This is a genomic window from Mesorhizobium sp. P160219 (assembly GCF_057786095.1).
This window is the reverse complement of record NZ_JBYNWG010000001.1, coordinates 6,158,264-6,178,115: the sequence shown is the minus strand read 5'-3', so window position 1 is coordinate 6,178,115 and position 19,852 is coordinate 6,158,264. Positions and strand designations below refer to the sequence as shown.

15 protein-coding genes are annotated in these 19,852 nt (G+C 64.1%); 14 read left to right on the top strand and 1 reads right to left on the bottom strand.

All coding sequences use genetic code 11. The features are described from left to right. Nucleotides 1-23 precede the first annotated feature (23 nt). The 4 genes from AC3EMP_RS29895 (at nt 24) to AC3EMP_RS29880 (ending at nt 5,118) form a co-directional block, all read left to right on the top strand. A complete protein-coding gene (locus tag AC3EMP_RS29895) occupies nt 24-1,220 on the top strand; it encodes a serine hydrolase domain-containing protein (protein ID WP_352711277.1) in 1,197 nt (398 codons plus the stop codon). Nucleotides 1,221-1,252: 32 nt separating this feature from the next. After that, the gene (locus tag AC3EMP_RS29890) at nt 1,253-2,434 is read left to right on the top strand and encodes a serine hydrolase domain-containing protein (RefSeq protein ID WP_352711279.1); all 1,182 of its coding nucleotides are present in this window, start codon (nt 1,253-1,255) and stop codon (nt 2,432-2,434) included. 114 nt (nt 2,435-2,548) lie between these two features. Continuing rightward, on the top strand, nt 2,549-4,870 hold the full coding sequence (locus tag AC3EMP_RS29885; protein WP_352711281.1) for a Tex family protein: 2,322 nt from the start codon (nt 2,549-2,551) through the stop codon (nt 4,868-4,870). A gap of 65 nt (nt 4,871-4,935) precedes the next feature. Then, nucleotides 4,936-5,118: a hypothetical protein gene (locus AC3EMP_RS29880; protein ID WP_023820690.1), complete on the top strand. Its 183-nt coding sequence runs from the start codon at nt 4,936-4,938 to the stop codon at nt 5,116-5,118. 11 nt (nt 5,119-5,129) lie between these two features. On the opposite strand, the gene AC3EMP_RS29875 is transcribed toward AC3EMP_RS29880, so the two are convergent. Then, nucleotides 5,130-6,041 (bottom strand): LysR family transcriptional regulator, encoded by a 912-nt coding sequence (locus AC3EMP_RS29875; RefSeq protein WP_023686321.1) that lies wholly within the window; start codon nt 6,039-6,041, stop codon nt 5,130-5,132. 106 nt (nt 6,042-6,147) lie between these two features. Between AC3EMP_RS29875 and AC3EMP_RS29870 the strand changes: the two genes are divergently transcribed. The 10 genes from AC3EMP_RS29870 to AC3EMP_RS29825 all read left to right on the top strand — a co-directional run bounded on the left by AC3EMP_RS29870 (nt 6,148) and on the right by AC3EMP_RS29825 (nt 19,814). Further along, the gene (locus tag AC3EMP_RS29870) at nt 6,148-7,344 is read left to right on the top strand and encodes an acyl-CoA dehydrogenase (RefSeq protein WP_027049851.1); all 1,197 of its coding nucleotides are present in this window, start codon (nt 6,148-6,150) and stop codon (nt 7,342-7,344) included. A gap of 248 nt (nt 7,345-7,592) precedes the next feature. Next, nucleotides 7,593-10,952, top strand: coding sequence for a transglutaminase family protein (locus tag AC3EMP_RS29865; protein ID WP_023699742.1), 3,360 nt, complete (start codon nt 7,593-7,595; stop codon nt 10,950-10,952). 6 nt (nt 10,953-10,958) lie between these two features. After that, complete coding sequence (locus tag AC3EMP_RS29860) at nt 10,959-13,370, top strand: circularly permuted type 2 ATP-grasp protein (RefSeq protein WP_352711285.1); 2,412 nt, start codon at nt 10,959-10,961, stop codon at nt 13,368-13,370. 1 nt (nt 13,371) lies between these two features. Further along, nucleotides 13,372-14,256, top strand: a complete 885-nt coding sequence (locus AC3EMP_RS29855; RefSeq protein ID WP_023725136.1) for a transglutaminase family protein — start codon at nt 13,372-13,374, stop codon at nt 14,254-14,256. Nucleotides 14,257-14,357: 101 nt separating this feature from the next. Then, nucleotides 14,358-15,293, top strand: a complete 936-nt coding sequence (locus tag AC3EMP_RS29850; protein WP_352711288.1) for a glycosyltransferase family 2 protein — start codon at nt 14,358-14,360, stop codon at nt 15,291-15,293. Then, nucleotides 15,286-16,164, top strand: coding sequence for a glycosyltransferase family 2 protein (locus AC3EMP_RS29845; protein ID WP_023741010.1), 879 nt, complete (start codon nt 15,286-15,288; stop codon nt 16,162-16,164). Before AC3EMP_RS29850 ends, AC3EMP_RS29845 begins: the two co-directional genes overlap by 8 nt. Beyond that, the gene (locus AC3EMP_RS29840) at nt 16,161-16,922 is read left to right on the top strand and encodes a hypothetical protein (protein WP_023686315.1); all 762 of its coding nucleotides are present in this window, start codon (nt 16,161-16,163) and stop codon (nt 16,920-16,922) included. The genes AC3EMP_RS29845 and AC3EMP_RS29840 overlap by 4 nt, the downstream gene beginning before the upstream one ends. Nucleotides 16,923-16,985: 63 nt before the next feature. Then, on the top strand, nt 16,986-18,086 hold the full coding sequence (locus AC3EMP_RS29835; protein WP_023713995.1) for a DNA topoisomerase IB: 1,101 nt from the start codon (nt 16,986-16,988) through the stop codon (nt 18,084-18,086). Nucleotides 18,087-18,168: 82 nt separating this feature from the next. Continuing rightward, the gene (locus tag AC3EMP_RS29830) at nt 18,169-18,543 is read left to right on the top strand and encodes a YciI family protein (RefSeq protein WP_023671781.1); all 375 of its coding nucleotides are present in this window, start codon (nt 18,169-18,171) and stop codon (nt 18,541-18,543) included. After that, a complete protein-coding gene (locus AC3EMP_RS29825) occupies nt 18,540-19,814 on the top strand; it encodes an RNA polymerase sigma factor (RefSeq protein ID WP_023707663.1) in 1,275 nt (424 codons plus the stop codon). The genes AC3EMP_RS29830 and AC3EMP_RS29825 overlap by 4 nt, the downstream gene beginning before the upstream one ends. Nucleotides 19,815-19,852 lie beyond the last annotated feature (38 nt).

Sequence of the window (19,852 nt, the reverse complement as noted above, 5' to 3'; positions counted from 1 at the left end):
TTTTCTTTTCCGGAATGGCTTTCATGGACTCCTATCGCAACAGCGATCCGCGGCCGTCGATCATGCAGGGCTCGCCGCCTCAAATGGTGCTGCCGAAGCTCGACTGGGACCGGCCGCCATGGAATCGCTGGGCCTTCCAACACATCCGCGAATTCCTGCCGACCATCGAGGTCTGGCGCGGTAATGGCCATCGCCATCGTCTTGAGCGCGCAGAGACCGATCTCGACGCGCTGCCGGTGGAAGACAGCAAGGGCCGTCCGACGACGCTCGTTGGCCTGCTCGACGAGACCTACACGGACGGCTTCCTGGTGCTCAAAGACGGCAAGGTCGCCTATGAGCGCTATTTCAACGGCATGGCCGAGCGCACGCTGCATCTGTCGCAGTCGATGGCGAAGTCGGTAACAGGCACCGTGTTCGGTATTCTGGTTGGGCGCGGCTTGATCGACCCGGCCAAACCGGTGACCGCCTATCTGCCGGAGCTCGGCGCGACCGGCTGGGACGGCGCCAGCGTGCAGCATGTGCTCGATATGACCACCGGCGTGCGCTTTTCCGAGGAATACACCGACCGTTACTCCGACATCGGCCAGGTTGATGTCGCCACGGGCTGGAAGCCGGTGCCGCCGGACAGCGATCCGGATTTCCAATGGCCGCCGCATCTGTTCGAGTTGATCCTGCAGCTGAAGGACAAGGTGCGGCCGCATGGCGCCGCGTTCGAGTACCGCTCGATCGAGACCGACGTGCTTGCCTTCATCATGGAGCGGGTCACCGGTAAACGGCTGGCGCAGCTGGTGTCCGAGGAGCTGTGGCAAAAGCTCGGCGCCGACGAAAGCGCTTGCTTCACGGTCGACAGCGCCGGCTATGCGCTGGCCGATGGCGGCTTCAACGCGACGCTGCGCGATTACGCCCGCTTCGGCCAGCTGATCCTCGACAAGGGCCGCGGCATCGTGCCGGCCGACTGGGTCGAGGCGACGCGCAACGGCAGGCATGGGCCGGACTTCAATCCGAGCCTGCCCGAAGGCAGCTATCGCAACCAGTTCTGGATCGAAGACCCGCGCTCACGCGCGCTGATGTGCCGGGGCGTGTTCGGGCAGATGATCCATATCGACTGGGACACCGGCATGGTCGTGGTCAAGCTTTCGACCTATCCGGATTTCAGCAATGTCGCCTATTCGGTGGCAACGCTGAAGGCGGTGCACACCATCGCCATGGCGCTTGGTTGACCCACAACAAATCACCCTCTGAGGAAACGTTCATGACCGGCAAGACCGCGTTCGAGACCCGCTACGGCTTTGCCCGCAATGAGGTGCTGCTCTCCAACTGGCGCGAAAACCCCTTCAACCGCTGGTCGTTCCAGAACCTTGGCGAACTGGTGCCGACCGCTCCCGTGGCGGCGACGCCGGGAAGCGTCGAAGCGCCGGTGCGGGACCTGAGCGGCCTGCTCGGCGAAAAGGTTTCGATCGCCAGCGCCCCGGAAACGGTGGCCGAATTCCTCACACGTTCGAGCAGCGACGCGCTGACGGTGATGAAGGCTGGCAAGGTCATCGGCGACTGGTTCGCGCCCAATATGGATTTCGGCGCCCGTCACATCATCTTTTCGATCAGCAAATCGGTCACCGCGATCATCGCCGGAATACTGGAAGGCGAGGGCGTGTTCGACCCGGAAGCGCCGGTGACCCAGTACATTCCGGAAGCCGCCGGCTCGGCCTATGCCGATGCAAGCTGCCGGCATGTGCTCGATATGAGCGTCAGCCTCGACTTCGAGGAGGCCTATCTCGATCCCGAAAGCGCCTTTGCCCGTTACCGTCGCGCTACGCTGTGGAATCCGGGCGGCGGCACTGAAAGCTTGCGCGAATTCATTCTGACCTTGCAGCGGCTCGAAGAACCGCACGGCAAAACCTTCCGCTACCGTTCGCCCAATTCCGATCTGCTCGGCCTGCTGCTCGAACGAGCTTCCGGCCTGCGCTTCCCGGACTTGATGCGCGAGAAACTGTGGCTACCGCTAGGTGCTGTCAGCGAGGCTTCGATCGGCGTCGACATGGAAGGTACGGCGCGCACCGCCGGCGGCATTTCGGTGACGCCGCGCGACCTGGCGCGTATCGGCGAGATGATGCGGCAGGGCGGCACGGCCAATGGCCGGCGCATCGTGCCGGAAGGCTGGGTGCGCGATACGACCGTTGCCGGCGGCAGCGCGGAGGCCTGGCAGCGCGGCACGATGGTGCATCTGTTCCCGAAGGGCCGCTATCGCAACAAATGGTACCAGACGGGTGCGGCAAACGGTGCTTTCTGCGGCATCGGCATCCACGGCCAATGGCTCTACGTCGATCCGAAGATGGAAGTGGTGATTGCAAAAATGGGGTCGCAGCCGGTGCCTGAAGATTATCCGCTCGAACGCGAGATCGTTGCCTTTTTCGAGGCGCTGAGCGGGATGGTCTGAGGACGAGCCAAAGCAAGGCGCTTTCCTGTGGACCTCTTTGACGCTTGAGAACACTGCGGTTGGCGGGACGGACATCAGCGCCTATGGTCGCCGCTCTTTGCGACAGGGACCAGCATGGCAGCAGACAGCAAACGCATCGCATCCATCATCGCGGCAGAGATCGGGGCGCGGCCGGAGCAGGCATCAGCAGCTATAGGGCTGCTCGATGAGGGCGCGACGGTGCCGTTCGTGGCGCGCTACCGCAAGGAGGTCACCGGCGGGCTCGACGACACGCAATTGCGCGACCTTGCCGAGCGGCTGGCCTATCTGCGCGAGCTCGATGCGCGGCGCGATACGATCCTTGGTTCGATTCGCGAGCAGGGCAAGCTGACCGACGAACTTGAGGCCAAAATTGTGGCTGCCGCCACTAAGGCTGAACTGGAAGACATCTACCTGCCCTACAAGCCCAAGCGCCGCACCAAGGCCGAGATCGCCCGGGAGCGCGGGCTGGGGCCATTGGCGGAGGCTATTTTGGCCAACCGGTCGTTGGTGCCCGCCCAGGCGGCGCTGGCTTATGTGACCGAGGATGTGGCCGACGCCAAGGCCGCACTGGAAGGCGCACGCGACATCCTGTCGGAACAGTTTGCGGAAAATGCCGATCTGGTCGGCAAGCTTCGCACCTACATGAAGGAGCGCGCTTTCATGCGTGCCCGTGTCGTCGACGGCAAGCAGGAGGCCGGGGCGAAATTCTCCGACTATTTCGACCATGTCGAGCGTTGGGCAAATGTTCCGAGCCACCGTGCGCTGGCCATGCTGCGCGGCCGCAACGAAGAGGTGTTGTCGCTCGACATCGAGGTCGATGCCGACCATGCCTCGCCGGTGAAGCCGGTCGAGCGGATGATCGCCAATGCCTACGCCATCGGCGGCAGCCTGCCGGGCGACCGCTGGCTGATGGAAGTCGCCGGCTGGACCTGGCGGATCAAGCTTTCGCTGCACCTGACGCTCGATTTGATGCGCGATCTGCGCGAGCGGGCGGAGGAAGAGGCGATCCATGTCTTTGCACGCAACCTCAAGGATTTGCTTCTGGCAGCACCCGCCGGCTCGCGGCCGACCATGGGACTCGATCCCGGCATCCGCACCGGCGTCAAGGTCGCGGTGGTAGATGGCACCGGCAAGGTGCTGGCGACGACGACGGTCTATCCATTTCCGCCGCGGAACGATGTGCGCGGCACACAGGCGGAACTCGCCAAGCTCATCCGCCTGCACAAGGTCGAGCTGATCTCGATTGGCAACGGCACCGGCAGCCGCGAGACTGAAAAGCTGGTCGCCGACATGCTGTCCGACATGCCTTCGGATGGTGGGCCAAAGCCGCTCAAGGTGATCGTCAGCGAGGCCGGCGCCTCGGTCTATTCGGCCTCGGCGACAGCGGCGGCTGAGTTTCCCGGGCTCGACGTGTCGCTGCGCGGTGCGGTGTCGATCGCCAGGCGCCTGCAGGACCCGCTCGCCGAACTGGTCAAGATCGAGCCGAAATCCATCGGCGTCGGCCAATACCAGCACGATGTCGACCAGTATCGGCTCGGCCGTTCGCTGGAAGCGGTGGTGGAGGACGCGGTCAATGCCGTCGGTGTCGATCTCAACACCGCCTCGGCGCCGCTCTTGGCCCGCGTGTCAGGCCTGGGCGCTTCGCTTGCCGACGCCATTGTCGCGCATCGCGATGCGACCGGGCCGTTCGCCAGCCGCAAGGAGCTGCTCAAGGTAGCGCGGCTCGGACCGCGCGCGTTCGAACAGTCCGCAGGCTTCCTGCGCATTGCCAATGGCAGCGAGCCGCTCGACGCCTCGTCGGTCCATCCGGAAGCCTATGGCGTGGCCAAGAAGATCGTCGCCGCCTGCGGCCGCGATGTGCGCTCGCTGATGGGAGACAGTGCCGCGCTCAAGGCGCTCGATCCGCGCGTCTTCGTTGACGAACGGTTCGGCCTGCCGACGGTGCGCGACATCATTGCCGAGCTGGAAAAGCCCGGCCGCGACCCGCGCCCCGGCTTCAAGACCGCAACCTTTGCCGATGGCATCGACGACATCAAGGATCTGAAGCCCGGCATGCTTCTGGAAGGCACCGTCACCAATGTCGCTGCCTTCGGCGCCTTCGTCGATATCGGCGTGCACCAGGACGGGCTGGTGCATGTCTCGCAACTGGCCGATCGTTTCATCAAGGACGCGCATGAGGTGGTGAAGGCCGGCGACGTGGTGAAGGTGCGGGTCGTCGATGTCGACATCAAGCGCAAGCGCATCGCGCTGTCCATGCGCAAGGACGGCGGCGAGGGCGGGATGCCGAAGGGGCCGCGCGACAATGGCGGCGGCAAGCCGGCGCAACCTTCGCCGATGCCGCGGCGTCAGCCGGAACGACCGGCACAGCAAGGCGCGTTTGGCGCAGCACTGGCCGATGCCTTGAAGCGGAAGTAGCCTCGAATGGTTCCTTGCAATCGCTAGAGCGTTATCTACCATCCTTGTGTGGAGATACGCGCGATATGGCAAGTTTCGAGAAAGTGAGTGTCCAAGAGTTGGGGCGTCTTTGGGACGAGGGCATGGCGAGTGGCAGTTCGGTCGATGGAGACCAGGCTTTCGCCCGGATCAAAAGCAAGCTCGATGCGAAAGTTGCCGAACGCAAGTCGCAAAAACGCTGCGCTTCCAGCCGGAAACCGTGCCGATGAAGCGGAAGTAGCTACCAGGCCAGAACGGCCGGTTCCTTCTCAACCTGGCCCAGCAGCCAGTCGCGAAAGCTGACGACGGGCGGGTGGCCGCGCTTGTCGTTCGGGACGACGAGGTAGTAGGCGCTGCGGCTTTGCATCGGCTGTCCCGGCGCCGGCACGAGCTGACCGCGCTGCAATTCGCCGGCGATAAGAACTTGCGGCAGGAGCGCGACGCCAAGCCCCGCCATGCAGGCTTGGGCAACGGTGCCGAATTGCTCGAACTGCATGCCGGGTCCGATCGGTGCGCTCAAGCCCTGTTCCTCGAACCATTCGCCCCAGGCCCCGGGACGCGTCGCCATGTGCAGCAGCGGCAGGCGGCTGATGTCGGCCGCCGTGGTGATATCGCGGCTGGCAAGGAAGTCGGGCGAAACCACCGGCATCACGGTTTCGCGCATCAACAATGTGGAATCGGCGTCCGGCCAGTCGGGCTGGCCATGATGGATGGCGGCGTCGAGCCGCTCGCGGGCGAAGTCGAAGCGGCCGATGCGGGTGACAAAGTTGATGGTGATGTCAGGGTTTTCTGCGACGAAATCCGGGATCAGAGGCATCAGCCAGCGCGTGCCGAAGGTCGGCAGTATGGCGAGGTTCAGCATGCCGCTATGCCGATTGCTCATCAATCCGAGCGCGGCGTCGCGCAATTGCCCGAGTGCCGCCCGCACGGCTTCGGCATAGATTTCGCCCGCCGTGGACAGCCGAACATTGCGGCTGTCGCGCTCGAACAGCCGGCGGCCGAACTGTTCCTCCAGAAGGGCTATCTGGCGGCTGACGGCCCCTTGGGTCAAATCGAGTTCCTGGGCGGCAGCGGTGAAGGAGCCAAGGCGGGCCACGGCCTCGAAGGCGGCAAGGGCGCTGGTGCTGGGCAAAAGCCGGCGTTGGACGTTCATGATCCATTACTAAACCTCATTGATCGGTGATGCAATTTTGTTTGATTTTTCCGAAGCGAAGGCGGATAAGCCCGAGCACTTCAAGATTTTGGGAGAGAGCGAAGCCATGGCCGCCGACAAGAACGCGTTCGTTTGGGAAGACCCCTTCCTGATCGAGAACCAGCTTTCCGAGGATGAGCGCATGGTGCGCGATGGCGCGGCCGCCTTTGCCGCCGACAAGCTCGCGCCGCGCATCGAGGAGGCCTATCTCGAGGAAAAGACCGATGCCGGCATCTTTCGCGAGATGGGCGAGGCCGGCCTGCTCGGCATCACCATCCCTGAGGAATATGGCGGGCTCGGCGCCAATTACGTCACCTACGGGTTGGTGGCGCGCGAGGTCGAGCGGGTCGATTCCGGCTACCGCTCGATGATGTCGGTGCAATCGTCGCTGGTGATGTACCCCATCCATGCCTATGGCACGGAAGAGCAGCGCAAGAGATACCTGCCGAAGCTGGCTTCGGGCGAATGGATCGGCTGTTTTGGCCTGACCGAGCCGGATGCCGGTTCCGATCCGGGCGGCATGAAGACGCGGGCCGAGAAGACGGCGAACGGCTACAAGATTTCCGGCTCGAAAATGTGGATATCCAACGCGCCGATCGCCGACGTGTTCGTGGTCTGGGCGAAGCTGAAGGGCGACAACGGCAAGGACGAAATCCGCGGTTTCGTGCTGGAGAAGGGCATGAAGGGGCTGTCGGCGCCGAAGATCGGCGGCAAGCTCAGCCTTAGGGCCTCGATCACCGGCGAGGTGGTGATGGAAGGCGTCGAGGTTGGCGAAGACGCGCTGCTGCCCAACGCCAGGGGCCTCGGCGGCCCATTCGGCTGCCTCAACCGGGCCCGCTACGGCATTTCCTGGGGCGCGATGGGCGCCGCCGAGGATTGCTGGCACCGGGCCCGGCAGTATGGACTCGACCGCAAGCAGTTCGGCAAGCCGCTCGCCGGCACGCAGCTGTTCCAGAAAAAGCTCGCCGACATGCAGACCGAGATCGCGCTGGGCCTGCAGGGCTCGCTGCGCGTCGGGCGGCTGATGGATGAAGGCAAGATGGCCCCGGAAATGATCTCGATCGTCAAGCGCAACAATTGCGGCAAGGCGCTCGACATCGCGCGCCAGGCCCGCGACATGCATGGCGGCAACGGCATCCAGATCGGCTACCACGTCATGCGCCACGCGCAGAACCTGGAGACGGTCAACACCTATGAAGGCACGCATGACGTGCATGCGCTGATTTTGGGACGGGCGCAGACGGGGATACAGGCGTTTTTCTAAGCTGTGCCGAATTCAAGTGAGGCCGGCCTGCAAATGGCCGATACCTGCGCTTCCGGTGCTCGCGTGCCAAAAGTACGCTCTGCTCCGGTTCTCGGTATCAGCCATTTTCGACTCGGCCTGACCTGAATCTCGACACAGCGTAGCCGGCTTCGGCTGCTTAATTTAGGTGCAGCGCAACATCTCTGCTTGGAGAATGGCCAATAGATGTGTCAGGGTTCGGCTGAAGAAACGCCGATCTCCGGGGCCCCATGGCAATACTGGCAGCCGTCTACCACCTGACCCATTACAAATATGACCGGCCGGTGGTTCTCGGGCCCCAGGTCATCAGGCTGCAGCCGGCACCGCATTCCCGCACCAAGGTGCTCAGCCATTCGCTGAAGGTCGGGCCGGCGAACCACTTCGTCAATCTGCAGCAGGACCCCTACGGCAATTTCCTGGCCCGCTTCGTCTTCCCGGAACCAGTGACGGAATTGAAGATCGAGGTCGATCTCGTCGCCGACATGACGGTCTACAATCCGTTCGATTTCTTCGTCGAGCCATCGGCCGAGACCTTCCCGTTCGAGTACCCCGAAGACATCAGGGACGATCTCGCCATCTACCGCACGCCGGAGCCGGCGGGGCCGCTGCTGTCGGCTTTCCTCGCAACCATCGACCGTAGCGCCACCAACACCGTCAATTTCGTCGTCGACCTCAATGCGCGGCTGCAGCGGGAGATCGCCTATATCGTGCGGATGGAAACCGGCGTGTTCTCGCCGGAGGAAACGCTGGCCGCGAAAAAGGGATCGTGCCGGGATTCGAGCTGGCTGCTGGTGCAAATTCTCAGGAATCTCGGCCTCGCCGCGCGTTTCGTCTCAGGCTATCTGATCCAGCTGAAGCCCGATCTGGTCGCGCTCGATGGCCCAGCCGGAACCGCCGTCGACTTCACCGACCTGCACGCCTGGTGCGAGGTCTATCTGCCGGGCGCCGGCTGGATCGGCTTCGATCCGACGTCGGGCCTGCTCACCGGCGAAAGCCATGTGCCGCTGGCGGCCACGCCGCATTTCCGCAACGCCGCACCCATTTCCGGCATGGCGAGCTTCGCCAATGTCGAATTCGGCTTCGACATGCGTGTCGACCGCATCGCCGAACATCCGCGCATCACCAAGCCATTCTCGGACGAAAGCTGGCAGGCGCTGGATGCGCTGGGCAACAAGGTCGACGCCGCACTTCAAGCGGGCGACGTCAGGCTGACCATGGGCGGCGAGCCGACCTTTGTCTCCATCGACGATTTCGAGTCCGCCGAGTGGAACACCGCCGCCGTCGGCCCGACCAAGCGCGAAAAGGCCGATGCGCTGATCCGTAAATTGCGCGAACGCTTCGCGCCGGGCGGCTTCCTCCACTACGGCCAGGGCAAATGGTATCCGGGCGAAAGCCTGCCGCGCTGGACCTTTTCGCTCTATTGGCGCACCGACGGCCAGCCGGTGTGGAGCGATCCGTCGCTGATCGCACGCGAAAAGAGCGACGCAAAGGTGGGGCCGCAGCAGGCCGAGAGCTTGCTGACGGCAATCGCCGGCGAACTCGGCATCGACAAGGCGATGGTCAGCGAGGCCTATGAGGACCCGGCCGAATGGCTGCTGAAAGAAGGCAAGCTGCCCGACAATGTCGATCCGTCCAACTCCAAGCTGGAAGACCCGGAAGAGCGCAGCCGCATGGCGAAAGTGTTCGAGCGCGGGCTGACCAAGCCGTCGGGCTACGTGCTGCCGGTGCAGCGCTGGAACAGCCAGGCTTCGGACCCGCGCTGGCGCTCGGAGAAGTGGAAGACCCGGCGCGGGCGGCTGTTCCTGGTGCCGGGCGATTCCCCTGTCGGTTACCGCCTGCCGCTGGGCACGCTGCCCTATGTGCCGCCGGCGCAGTTCCCCTATATTGTGCCGGTCGATCCGTCGCTGCCGCGTGGACCGCTGCCGGCGCGGGAAGCCATACTGCCAGAACCGGCTCCGGCCGAGCTGGAAGGCGCCGACGAGATGGCACGACGCCAGCAGGCGATTTCTTTCACGGCGACGACCGGCCAGCAGGATAGGGTCGAACAGGAGATCACCGAGATCGGCGGCGCGGTGCGTACAGCACTTTCGGTCGAGCCACGCGACGGGCGGCTGTGCGTGTTCATGCCGCCGGTCGAGGCGCTGGAAGACTATCTCGAACTCGTCGCAGCCGCCGAAAACGCGGCCAAGGCGATCGGCCTTCCCGTCCATATCGAAGGCTATGGACCGCCGCACGATCCGCGCCTCAACGTCATCAGGGTGGCACCCGATCCCGGCGTCATCGAGGTCAACATCCATCCGGCTGCCAACTGGCAGGACTGCGTGGCGACGACGACGGCGATCTACGAGGAAGCACGGCAGACGCGGCTTGGCGCCGACAAGTTCATGATCGACGGCCGCCACACCGGTACCGGCGGGGGCAACCATGTCGTCGTCGGCGGCGCGACGCCCAATGACAGCCCGTTCCTGCGCCGGCCCGATCTGTTGAAGAGCCTGGTGCTGCAATGGCAGCGGCGCCCGTCGCTGTCCTATCTATTCTCCGGCCTGTTCATCGGCCCGACCAGCCAGGCGCCGCGCTTCGACGAGGCGCGGCACGATTCGCTTTACGAACTCGAGATCGCGATGGCGCAGGTGCCGCACCCGGGCCAGGGCAACCCACCGCTGCCTTGGCTGGTCGACCGACTGTTTCGCAACCTGTTGACCGATGTCACCGGCAATACGCACCGCTCGGAAATCTGCATCGACAAGCTGTTTTCGCCCGATGGCCCGACCGGCCGGCTTGGGCTTGTTGAGTTCCGCGGTTTCGAGATGCCGCCCAATGCGCGCATGTCGCTGGCGCAGCAATTGCTGGTACGCGCCATCATCGCCCGTGCGTGGAACAACCCGCTTGATGGCCGCTTCGTGCGCTGGGGCACCTCGCTCCATGACCGTTTCATGCTGCCGCACTATGTCTGGGCGGATTTCCTCGACGTGCTCGACGACCTCAAGCTCAACGGGTTCGAATTCCGGCCGGAATGGTTCGATGCCCAGCTGGAGTTCCGCTTTCCGTTCTGCGGCGAAGTCCAGCATGCCGGCATCAAGCTGGAACTGCGGCAGGCGCTGGAGCCGTGGCATGTCATGGGCGAGCAAGGCGCAATCGGCGGCACTGTGCGTTTCGTCGACTCCTCGGTCGAACGGCTGCAGGTCAGGACCGAAGGCCTCAACCCGGAACGTCATGCCATTGTCTGCAATGGCCGAATCGTGCCGATGAAGGTCACCGACAATCGCGAGGTCGCGGTGGCCGGTGTGCGCTTCAAGGCCTGGCAGCCTTCGTCGGGCCTGCATCCGGCGCTGCCGGTCAACACGCCTTTGGTTTTCGACATTTACGACCGTTGGTCGGGGCGGGCGGTGGGCGGCTGCGTCTACCATGTCGCGCATCCAGGTGGGCGCAGCTACGACACCTTCCCGGTCAACGGCAATGAGGCTGAGGCGCGGCGTCTCGCCCGCTTCGAGCCGCGCGGCCATACGCCGTCGGCCTATGTGGTGCGCAATGAAGAAGCCTCTGAAGACTTCCCCATGACCCTTGACCTCAGGCGGCCAGCAAGACTCTGATCAGCGATGGCAAAGGGGAATCAGAAAAAGGTCCGCGGCAAGCCGCTGAGGCACAGTCTGCTGGAGCACTATCAGCCGATTGACGGCGTCGTCGACGAGATGGTCGATGCTTCGGGCCATCCGCGTCCGGCCTGGGCGCCCTTCATCGAGGCGCTGGAGGAGCTGGGTCCCGAAAAGCTGGGCCAGCGCTTTGCCCGCGCCGACCAGTATCTGCGCGACGCCGGCGTTTATTATCGCGTCTACGACAAGGCCGGCGCCAACGAGCGCGAATGGCCACTGGCGCATATCCCGCTGCTGATCGAAGACAAGGAATGGGCCGGGATCAGCGCCGGTCTCGTCCAGCGCGCCGAGCTTTTCGAGGAGATAGTCGCTGATATTTACGGGCCGAACCGGCTGATCGAGAAGGGAATCCTGCCGGCAGGCCTGATTGCGGCGAGCCCCGAATATTTGCGCCCCGTCGTCGGCACCATGCCGGCCAGCGGTCATTTCCTGCATTTTTGCGCCTTCGAGCTCGGTCGTGGGCCGGATGGAAGCTGGTGGGTGCTGGGCGACCGCACGCAGGCGCCGTCGGGCGCCGGCTTTGCGCTGGAAAACCGCGTCGCCACGACGCGGGCTTTGTCCGACGTCTATGGCGAGATGCATGTGCATCGCCTGGCCGGTTTCTTCCGCCGCTTTCGCGATGCGCTGATCGGCATGGCGAAGGAGAATGACGGCCGCGTCGCCATTCTGACGCCGGGGCCGCTCAACGAGACTTATTACGAGCACGCCTATATCGCCCGCTATCTCGGCATCATGCTGCTCGAGGGCGAGGATCTGACCGTCTCCGGCGGCAAGCTGATGGTGCGCACGGTTTCCGGGCTGATGCCGATCAGCGTGCTGTGGCGGCGGCTCGATGCCGCCTTTGCCGATCCGCTGGAACTGAGGTCGGACTCGCATATCGGCACGCCGGGGCTGGTCGAGGCGATCCGCCGCGGCACCGTGTCTACGGTCAATGCGCTGGGGTCGGGCTTGATGGAAACCCGGGCGCTGCTCGCCTTCCTGCCGAAGATTTCGCGCGCATTGCGCGGCGAAGAGCTTCTGTTGCCAAGCGTGGCCACCTGGTGGTGCGGGCAAGCAACCGAACGGGCGCATGTGCTTGCCAATATCGATCGCATGGTGATCGGTCCGGCGCTGTCGACGCGGCTGGCCTTCGAGGATGACGGCCAGACCAGGCTCGGTTCGGCACTGACGCCGGAGGAACGCATCGCGCTGATCGCGCGCATCGAGAGCGATGGCAGCGGTTTCGTCGGCCAGGAAGCGGTGACGCTGTCGACGACGCCGGTCTATGTCGGCGGCTGGCTGGAACCGCGACCGGCAAGCCTGCGCGTTTATCTGGCGCGCACGCCCGATGGCTGGACGGTAATGCCGGGCGGTTTCGCCCGTGTCGGCCTTTCGCTCGACCCGACGGCCATCGCCATGCAGCGCGGCGGCCAGGCGGCCGACGTCTGGGTGGTCAGCGACCGGTCGGTCGAGCGCGAGACGCTGCTGCCGCAGGAGCATGACAGCTTTGTCCGCACCATGCCGGGCAGCCTGCCCAGCCGCGCGGCGGAAAACCTGACCTGGCTCGGCCGCTATATCGAGCGCTCGGAGGATACGGTTCGCATCCTGCGCGCCTATCATGTGCGGCTGGCCGAGACGTCCGATCCTGACATGCTGCTGCTCGCCGATATCAGGGACTATCTCGAACCCTTCGGCGTCGATCTCGAAGCGGCCATTCCGCCCGGATTGATCGGCACGCTGGACAGCGCCGTCTACAGCGCCGGACAGATCCGCGACCGCTTTTCGCCCGATGGCTGGCTGGCGCTGAAGGACCTGTCGAAGACCATTCATCAGTTCGCCACCACGGTGGCGCCGGGTGACGACGCGACACGGGCGATGACGGTCATGCTGCGCAAGCTCGCCGGTTTCTCTGGCCTGTTGCACGAGAATATGTACCGTTTCACCGGCTGGCGTTTCCTCGAGATCGGCCGGCGGATCGAGCGCGGCATCCAGATCGCCCGTACGCTAGCCCGACTGACAAGGTCCGGTGCGCCGGACGGCTCGCTCGACATGATGCTGGAGATCGGCGACAGCGTCATGACCCACCGCCGGCAATATCCGGTGCGGGCCGGACGGCGCACGGTGATCGACCTCTTGGCGCTCGACCCACTCAACCCGCGCTCGATCCTGTTCCAGCTCGAACGGCTGAAGGCGGAGATCGGCCTGTTGCCATCGGTTGGGCCGGAGGGGCATATGTCGGTCGCGGCCAAGGAAATCCTGCAGCTCAACACGGCAATTGCCGTCATGGAGCCATCGGAGATGTCGGCGGAGGTGCTGGACGATCTCGCAACTGAGATCGGCAACCTCTATAGCAGCCTGGCTAAAGCGTATTTTGGTTAACATGCTGTACGATATCAGGCTTCATCTCAGCTACGATTATGACGCCGCGGCCGGCGGCAGCCGGCATCAGGTGCGTGTATTACCGCCGACCATTGCCGGCGTGCAGCGCGTGATCGCGGCCTCGCTTTCGTTTGTGCCGACCCCATCGGAGCGCACGGATTTTGCCGATTTCTTCGGCAACAATGTCACCGCGATCGCCTTTCGCGACGTCCATGACGGGCTCGACATCAGAATGAGCGCGCGCGTGTCGGTGTCACGGCCGGAGCCTGGGCTCGACGTGTCGCCCGATCTGCAGCGCCTGCAGGAAGAACTCGGCGCCGTACGGTCACTGGCGCCGGATGCACCGCATCACTTTCTCGCCGCCAGCGATCATGCCGGCATCGATGCGGCGATCACCGCCTATGCCCGCGACAGCGCCGGCGGCTCGACGGTCGGCATGGCCATCGATCTGTGCAACCGCATCCACCGCGATTTCACCTATGACGGGGAAGCGACCACGGTGCGTACCGGGGCCAGCGATGCCTTCGGTTTGAAGCGGGGCGTGTGCCAGGACTTCTCCCACATCATGATCGCCGGCCTGCGCGGGCTAGGTATTCCTGCGGGTTATGTCAGCGGCTTCCTGCGCACCATTCCCCCGAAAGGGAAGCCGCGGCTCGAAGGCGCCGATGCCATGCATGCCTGGGTCAAGGTGTGGTGTGGGCGCGATGCCGGCTGGCAGGAATTCGACCCGACCAATGGCATGCGGGCCAGCAACGACCACATCACCGTTGGCTATGGCCGCGACTATTCCGACGTGGCTCCGATCGTCGGCGTGCTGAAAACCACCGGCGGCCAGGTCGGCGACCAGGCCGTCGACGTCATCCCGGTCGCGCTCGAGAAGGCCTGACAGCCTCGAAGCACAGCTTCTCAACAACGGCGATGCCCGTTATGCTCGGTTGAAACTTCGGGGAGGATCGGTCGGCAGGCATGCTGATGCGGAGTTCGGTATTGACGGCAATCAGTGTCATCATCCCGGCGCACAATGCGGCGGCAACCATAGCGGCCACGCTGGCCTCGCTTCGTTCCGAAGCCGAGGTTATCGGCGAGGTGCTGCTGGTCGACGATTCCTCCTCGGACGGGACGGCAGAAGCCGCGCTGAATGCCGCCACGCAATTCTCGTTGCCGTTGCGCGTGCTCATGAGCAACTGCCGGGACGCGGGCGGCTCCCGCAATGTGGCGCTGGCGCAGGCGCAATGCTCCTGGATCTACCTGATCGACGCCGACGACTTGCATCTGGAGGGCGGGCTGCGGTCGATGCTGGTCCGGGCGGGGGCGCAGCCGGCCGCCGACATGGTGATCGGCGCCTACCGTCGGCGCACCGATGGCGAGAACCGGAACCTCAAGCTTCCAGCCGGCTACATAGAAGACGGTATAGCCAATGCCTCGGCCTATCTGGAAGGTCACATTCGCTCGATCGCCGTGGGCAGTGCGCTGGTTTCCCGGCGCGTCGTCGGCGACACGCGCTTCCCGACCGGGCTTGCCTATGACGAGGACACGCTGTTCTGGTCCAGGCTGATGGGCAGGGCGTCGCTTGCCCTGATCGTGCATCCCGTCATGATCTACCACGTTTCGGCAGTGCGTTCTGATGATCGCTTCATCACCAGGCCGGTGCGCCGCTTTCTCGACTGGCGGCTGGCGCTGCGCGAGCTGACTGACTGTGGCATCCCACTGCCGTCGCTAAAGACCAGGGAGGGGCTGGTCGCCCTCAAGATCGCCCGGGTTCACTATGCGCGCGGTGATCTGGAGACGGCGGCGCGGTTCCTGAGGATCGCGGCGGCGGCGCCGAAGGTGCGGTCGAACACCTGGCGTTGCAGGCGCTACCAGCTGAAGCTGGCGCTGCGGCGCTGGTTTTCCTCTCCGCGCGTCCAGTTGCAACGTGCCTGAATCAGCCCCGCCGCAGCTTGCCGTCATTGTCATCGGCTATCGCGCGCCGGCTCAAATCGTCGAGGCGGTGACATCCCTGCTTGATCAGAATGCGCCGCTCGAGATCATGGTGGTCAACTCGGGCGGAGGCGAGGTCCTGGCGCTGCTGACCGGCGCCGGGGTCAAGGTGCCAGTGATCGAGGTCGGTCGAAGGCTGTTTGTCGGCGCAGCCCGCAATCTCGGCATTGCGGCCACCAAAGCGCCTTTCGTTGCCTTTCTTGCCGATGATTGCCTCGCCTGTTCGGGCTGGGCCGAGGCACGGATGCAGCGGCATCTGGCTGGCGACCGCGCCGTGGCGAGCGCGATGGTGAATAGCCATCCGCGCAATCTGATCGCCTGTGCGGCTCATCTGATCATGTTCATGCGACGGCTTCCCGGTCTGCCGTCGGATCGTGCGCTGCGTTACGGCGTGTCGTTCGATCGGCGGCTGTTCGATGAATATGGCTTGTTCGATGAAACCATGCCTGCTGCCGAAGACACCGAATTCCTGGGGCGGCTGCCGCAGGAACTGCAGCCGGTCTGGGAGCCTAAGGTGCAAACCGTTCATCGCAACGAAACCCGGCTGTCCAGATTGCTTGCCGATCAGTACAGGCGCGGCTGTCGCCGCGGCGATTACCTCGCAGCGTCCGCCCTGAACACTCCGTTTCGGTGTTTTCGCGACACGTTTCGCGATCGGCGGAATGCCCGCAAGCTGGCGAAGATCGGGCTTTCCGATCGGGATCGAACTTTCGCGATGATGTCGATGCCAATTGTCTGGCTTGCCCTGCTGGTCAAATCCGTGGGTGTCTATATTGGCGTGCGAAATCGCGTGAAAGCGGCAACAAGAAAATGATAACGAGCCAAATCAAGCCTCGACGCTGGCGACGGAGCCGACTGTTCTGGACGCGCCAGAGAACGGTCGCAGTTTTCAGCTATCGTTATGACGCGCATCTGGTTGCCGATCTGATCACCAATATCGATCCGGTCGTTGACGGCTGGATTGCCTATGACGATCGCGGGGCGACCGGCGTGTTCAGCAGCGAGCCGCAGCGGCGGCGGATCTTGCTCGACGCAGCGCATGAAGCTGCCGCCGACTGGATCCTGGCTATTGATCCCGATGAGCGGCTGGAACGCGGTACCGCGGAGCGGATCGGACAGCTGACGGGGGATTACAGGCGCATGGCTTGGGGGTTCCGGCTCCGCGAATTGTATTCGCCGACCGAGTACCGGGTCGACGGGCTGTGGGCCGAAAAGTTCCAGTATCGTCTGTTCAGAGCCTACGATCCGGCGAAGTACCGACCAGAGGACCTGCACGGGCTCTGGTATCCTCCCGATCTTGGTTTCAAGGCCCGCAACAGCGGGCTCAACCTCTATCATTTAAAGATGATGGAGCCGAAGCGGCGGATCGCCCGCCGCAATCTCTACCACCACCTTGATCCAAAGGGGCTCCTGCAGGATGTGGGCTATGACTACCTTGCCGATGAGGCAGGGGCCGTGTTCGAACAGATTCCGCCCGGGCGCGACTACCATCCGCCTCACGTCGACGATGGCGGCCTCTGGATGGCCGTGCCGGCTGGTGCCACCATTGGTGGACCCGACCACATTCCATAGCAACGGGGTGGAACCAGCAGTCGGCTTAGCGCTTATCTACGAGAAAAATTTCGTGGAGCGGGCATGCTTGACAAATCTGGGACGCCATCCGGCCGGTCGGCTGCCGGACGGGGGGACGATGGAGCGCCGAAGAACGGCGCGCAGACCGCTGCCGAACAGGCCTCGCTCACCTATATCAGCGACAGCGAGCCGGGGATCCGGCGCCTGAAGGCGGGCGAAGGCTTTTCCTACAAGGGCGCGAAAGGACAGGCCGTCGGCGCGGCAGCCATTGCCCGCATCAAGGCGCTGGCCATTCCGCCGGCATGGACGGATGTGTGGATCTCGCCCGATCCCGCCGGCCACATCCAGGCGACCGGCCGCGACCAGCGCGGGCGCAAACAGTACCGCTACCATCCGCTGTGGGCCGCCGAGCGCGACGGCGCCAAATACTCCAGCCTTGTCGCCTTTGCCGAAAGCCTGCCGGAGCTGCGCCGCCGGATCGATGCCGATCTGCGCCGCCGTGGCCTGCCGGCCGAGCGCGTCGTGGCGGCAATTGTCTGGCTGCTCGACAACACGATGATCCGGGTCGGCAATGCCGCCTATGCCCGCGACAACAAGAGCTTTGGGCTGACGACGCTACGCGACCGCCACGTCGACATCAAGGGATCGAGCCTGCGCTTTGCCTTCAAGGGCAAGTCCGGCAAGGAATGGAAATTGAAGCTGGTCGACCGCCGCATCGCCCGGGTCGTGCGCGGCGCGCAGGATATTCCGGGGCAGCAACTGTTCCAATATCTCGACGAGGATGGCGAGAGGCATGGAGTGCGCTCCGACGATGTCAACCGCTATATCCGCGACGCGATCGGCGCCAATTTCAGCTCCAAGCATTTCCGCACCTGGGGCGGCACCATCCATGCCGCGTCGCTGTTTGCGCGGACGGAGCTTCCCGAAAGCCAGGCGCAGACCAAGCGTGTGATGAACGCGGTCATCGACAAGGTGGCCGAGCGGCTCGGCAACACACGCGCCGTCTGCCGCAAATGCTACATCCATCCACAGGTTTTCGAAGCCTGGGTGGAAGGGCGGCTGCTTAGCGAAATGACCGAGGCCAACAAGCGCAAGCGAGCGATCGACGGTCTCGATGATGAAGAGGCTCTTGTGCTGAGATGGTTGAAGGCAAGCGAAGGCTGACAAAAATGGCGTAACTTTTTTGTCGACGCCATGTCGGCACAGGCCCTACTGTTTCGTCCTTTGAGACAGAAAAGGACGTCCCATGCTCTACGCTATCCTCTGCTATGCCTCCGAAGATGTCGTCTCCTCCTGGAGCAAGGCACAGGATGACGAGGTCATGGCAAAGCTCATGCATGTGCAGGAAAAATATGCTCAAGCCGGCCGGCTTGGGCCGGTGGCGCGGCTTTTGCCCACCACCGCCGCGACGACGCTGCGCAAGGTCAAGGGCGAATCGGTCGTCATCGACGGCCCGTTTGCCGAGACCAAGGAACAGTTCCTCGGCTTCTACACGCTGGAATGCGCCGATCTCGACGAAGCCGTCGACTTCGCGCGCGAGCTTTCCGAGGTTAATCCCAGCGGCGGATCCTATGAGATCCGACCGGTTTCCGTCTTCAACCCAACCAGAGTAGCCACATGACAGACCTCGCCTGGATAAGCTCGGCGATCAGCGCTGCCCGCCCGCAGGCTATGGGTGCGCTGCTGCGCTATTTCCGCAATCTCGATACGGCGGAGGAAGCTTTCCAGGACGCGTGCCTGAGGGCACTCAAGAACTGGCCGCAGAACGGGCCGCCGCGCGATCCTGCGGCCTGGCTGATCTTTGTCGGCCGCAACACCGGCATCGACGCGGTGCGCAAGCGCGCCAAGCAGGCGCCGATGCCGGAAGAGGACCAGATATCGGACCTGGAAGATGCCGAGAGCGATATCGCCGAACGGCTGGACGGCGCGCACTACCGCGATGACATATTGCGGCTCTTGTTCATCTGCTGCCATCCGGATCTGCCGCCTACGCAGCAGATCGCGGTGGCGCTGCGCATCGTCTCCGGTCTCACCGTCAAGCAGATCGCGCGTGCGTTCCTGGTCGGCGAAAGCGCCATGGAACAGCGCATCACGCGCGCCAAGGCGCGCATTGCAGATGCCGGCGTGCCGTTCGAGACACCCGGCGCGGTCGAGCGCTCGGAGCGGCTCGCCGCCGTCGCCGCCATGGTCTATCTGATCTTCAACGAAGGTTATTCCACCAACAGCGGCGAGGCGCCGGCGCGTGCGCCGCTTTGCGAGGAAGCGATCCGGCTGGCTCGCCTGTTGCTGCGGCTGTTCCAGACCGAGCCGGAGATCATGGGCCTGACGGCATTGCTTTTGCTGCAGCATGCGCGCGCGCCGGCCCGCTTCGACGAGAATGGCGAGATCGTGCTGCTCGACGACCAGGACCGCTCGCTGTGGAGCCGCAAGATGATCGACGAAGGCCTGGCGCTGGTCGACAAGGCCCTGCGCCACCAGAAGCCCGGACCCTACCAGGTGCAGGCGGCGATCGCCGCCCTTCATGCGCGGGCGGCAACCCCCGAGGAGACCGACTGGACAGAGATCGACCTGCTCTACAGCCTGCTGGAGGCGATGCAACCTTCGCCGGTGGTGACGCTGAACCGCGCGGTTGCGGTCGCCAAGGTGCGCGGGCCGGAAGCTGCCCTTGCCATGATCGAGCCGCTTGGCGAGAGGCTGTCCGGCTATTTCCACTTCTTCGGCCTCAAGGGCGGTCTGTTGATGCAGCTCGGCCGTGGCGAAGAGGCGCGTGTCGCCTTCGATCGCGCCATTGCGTTGGCCAACACGGCAGCGGAAGCCGCCCATATCCGCATGCATATCGACCGGCTGATGCGAGACGGAGCCGTGAAGGCGCCGGCGAAGACAGCGCACTAAGCCTGTTCCTCCTCTGGCTCAATCGTGCAATCTCGGCT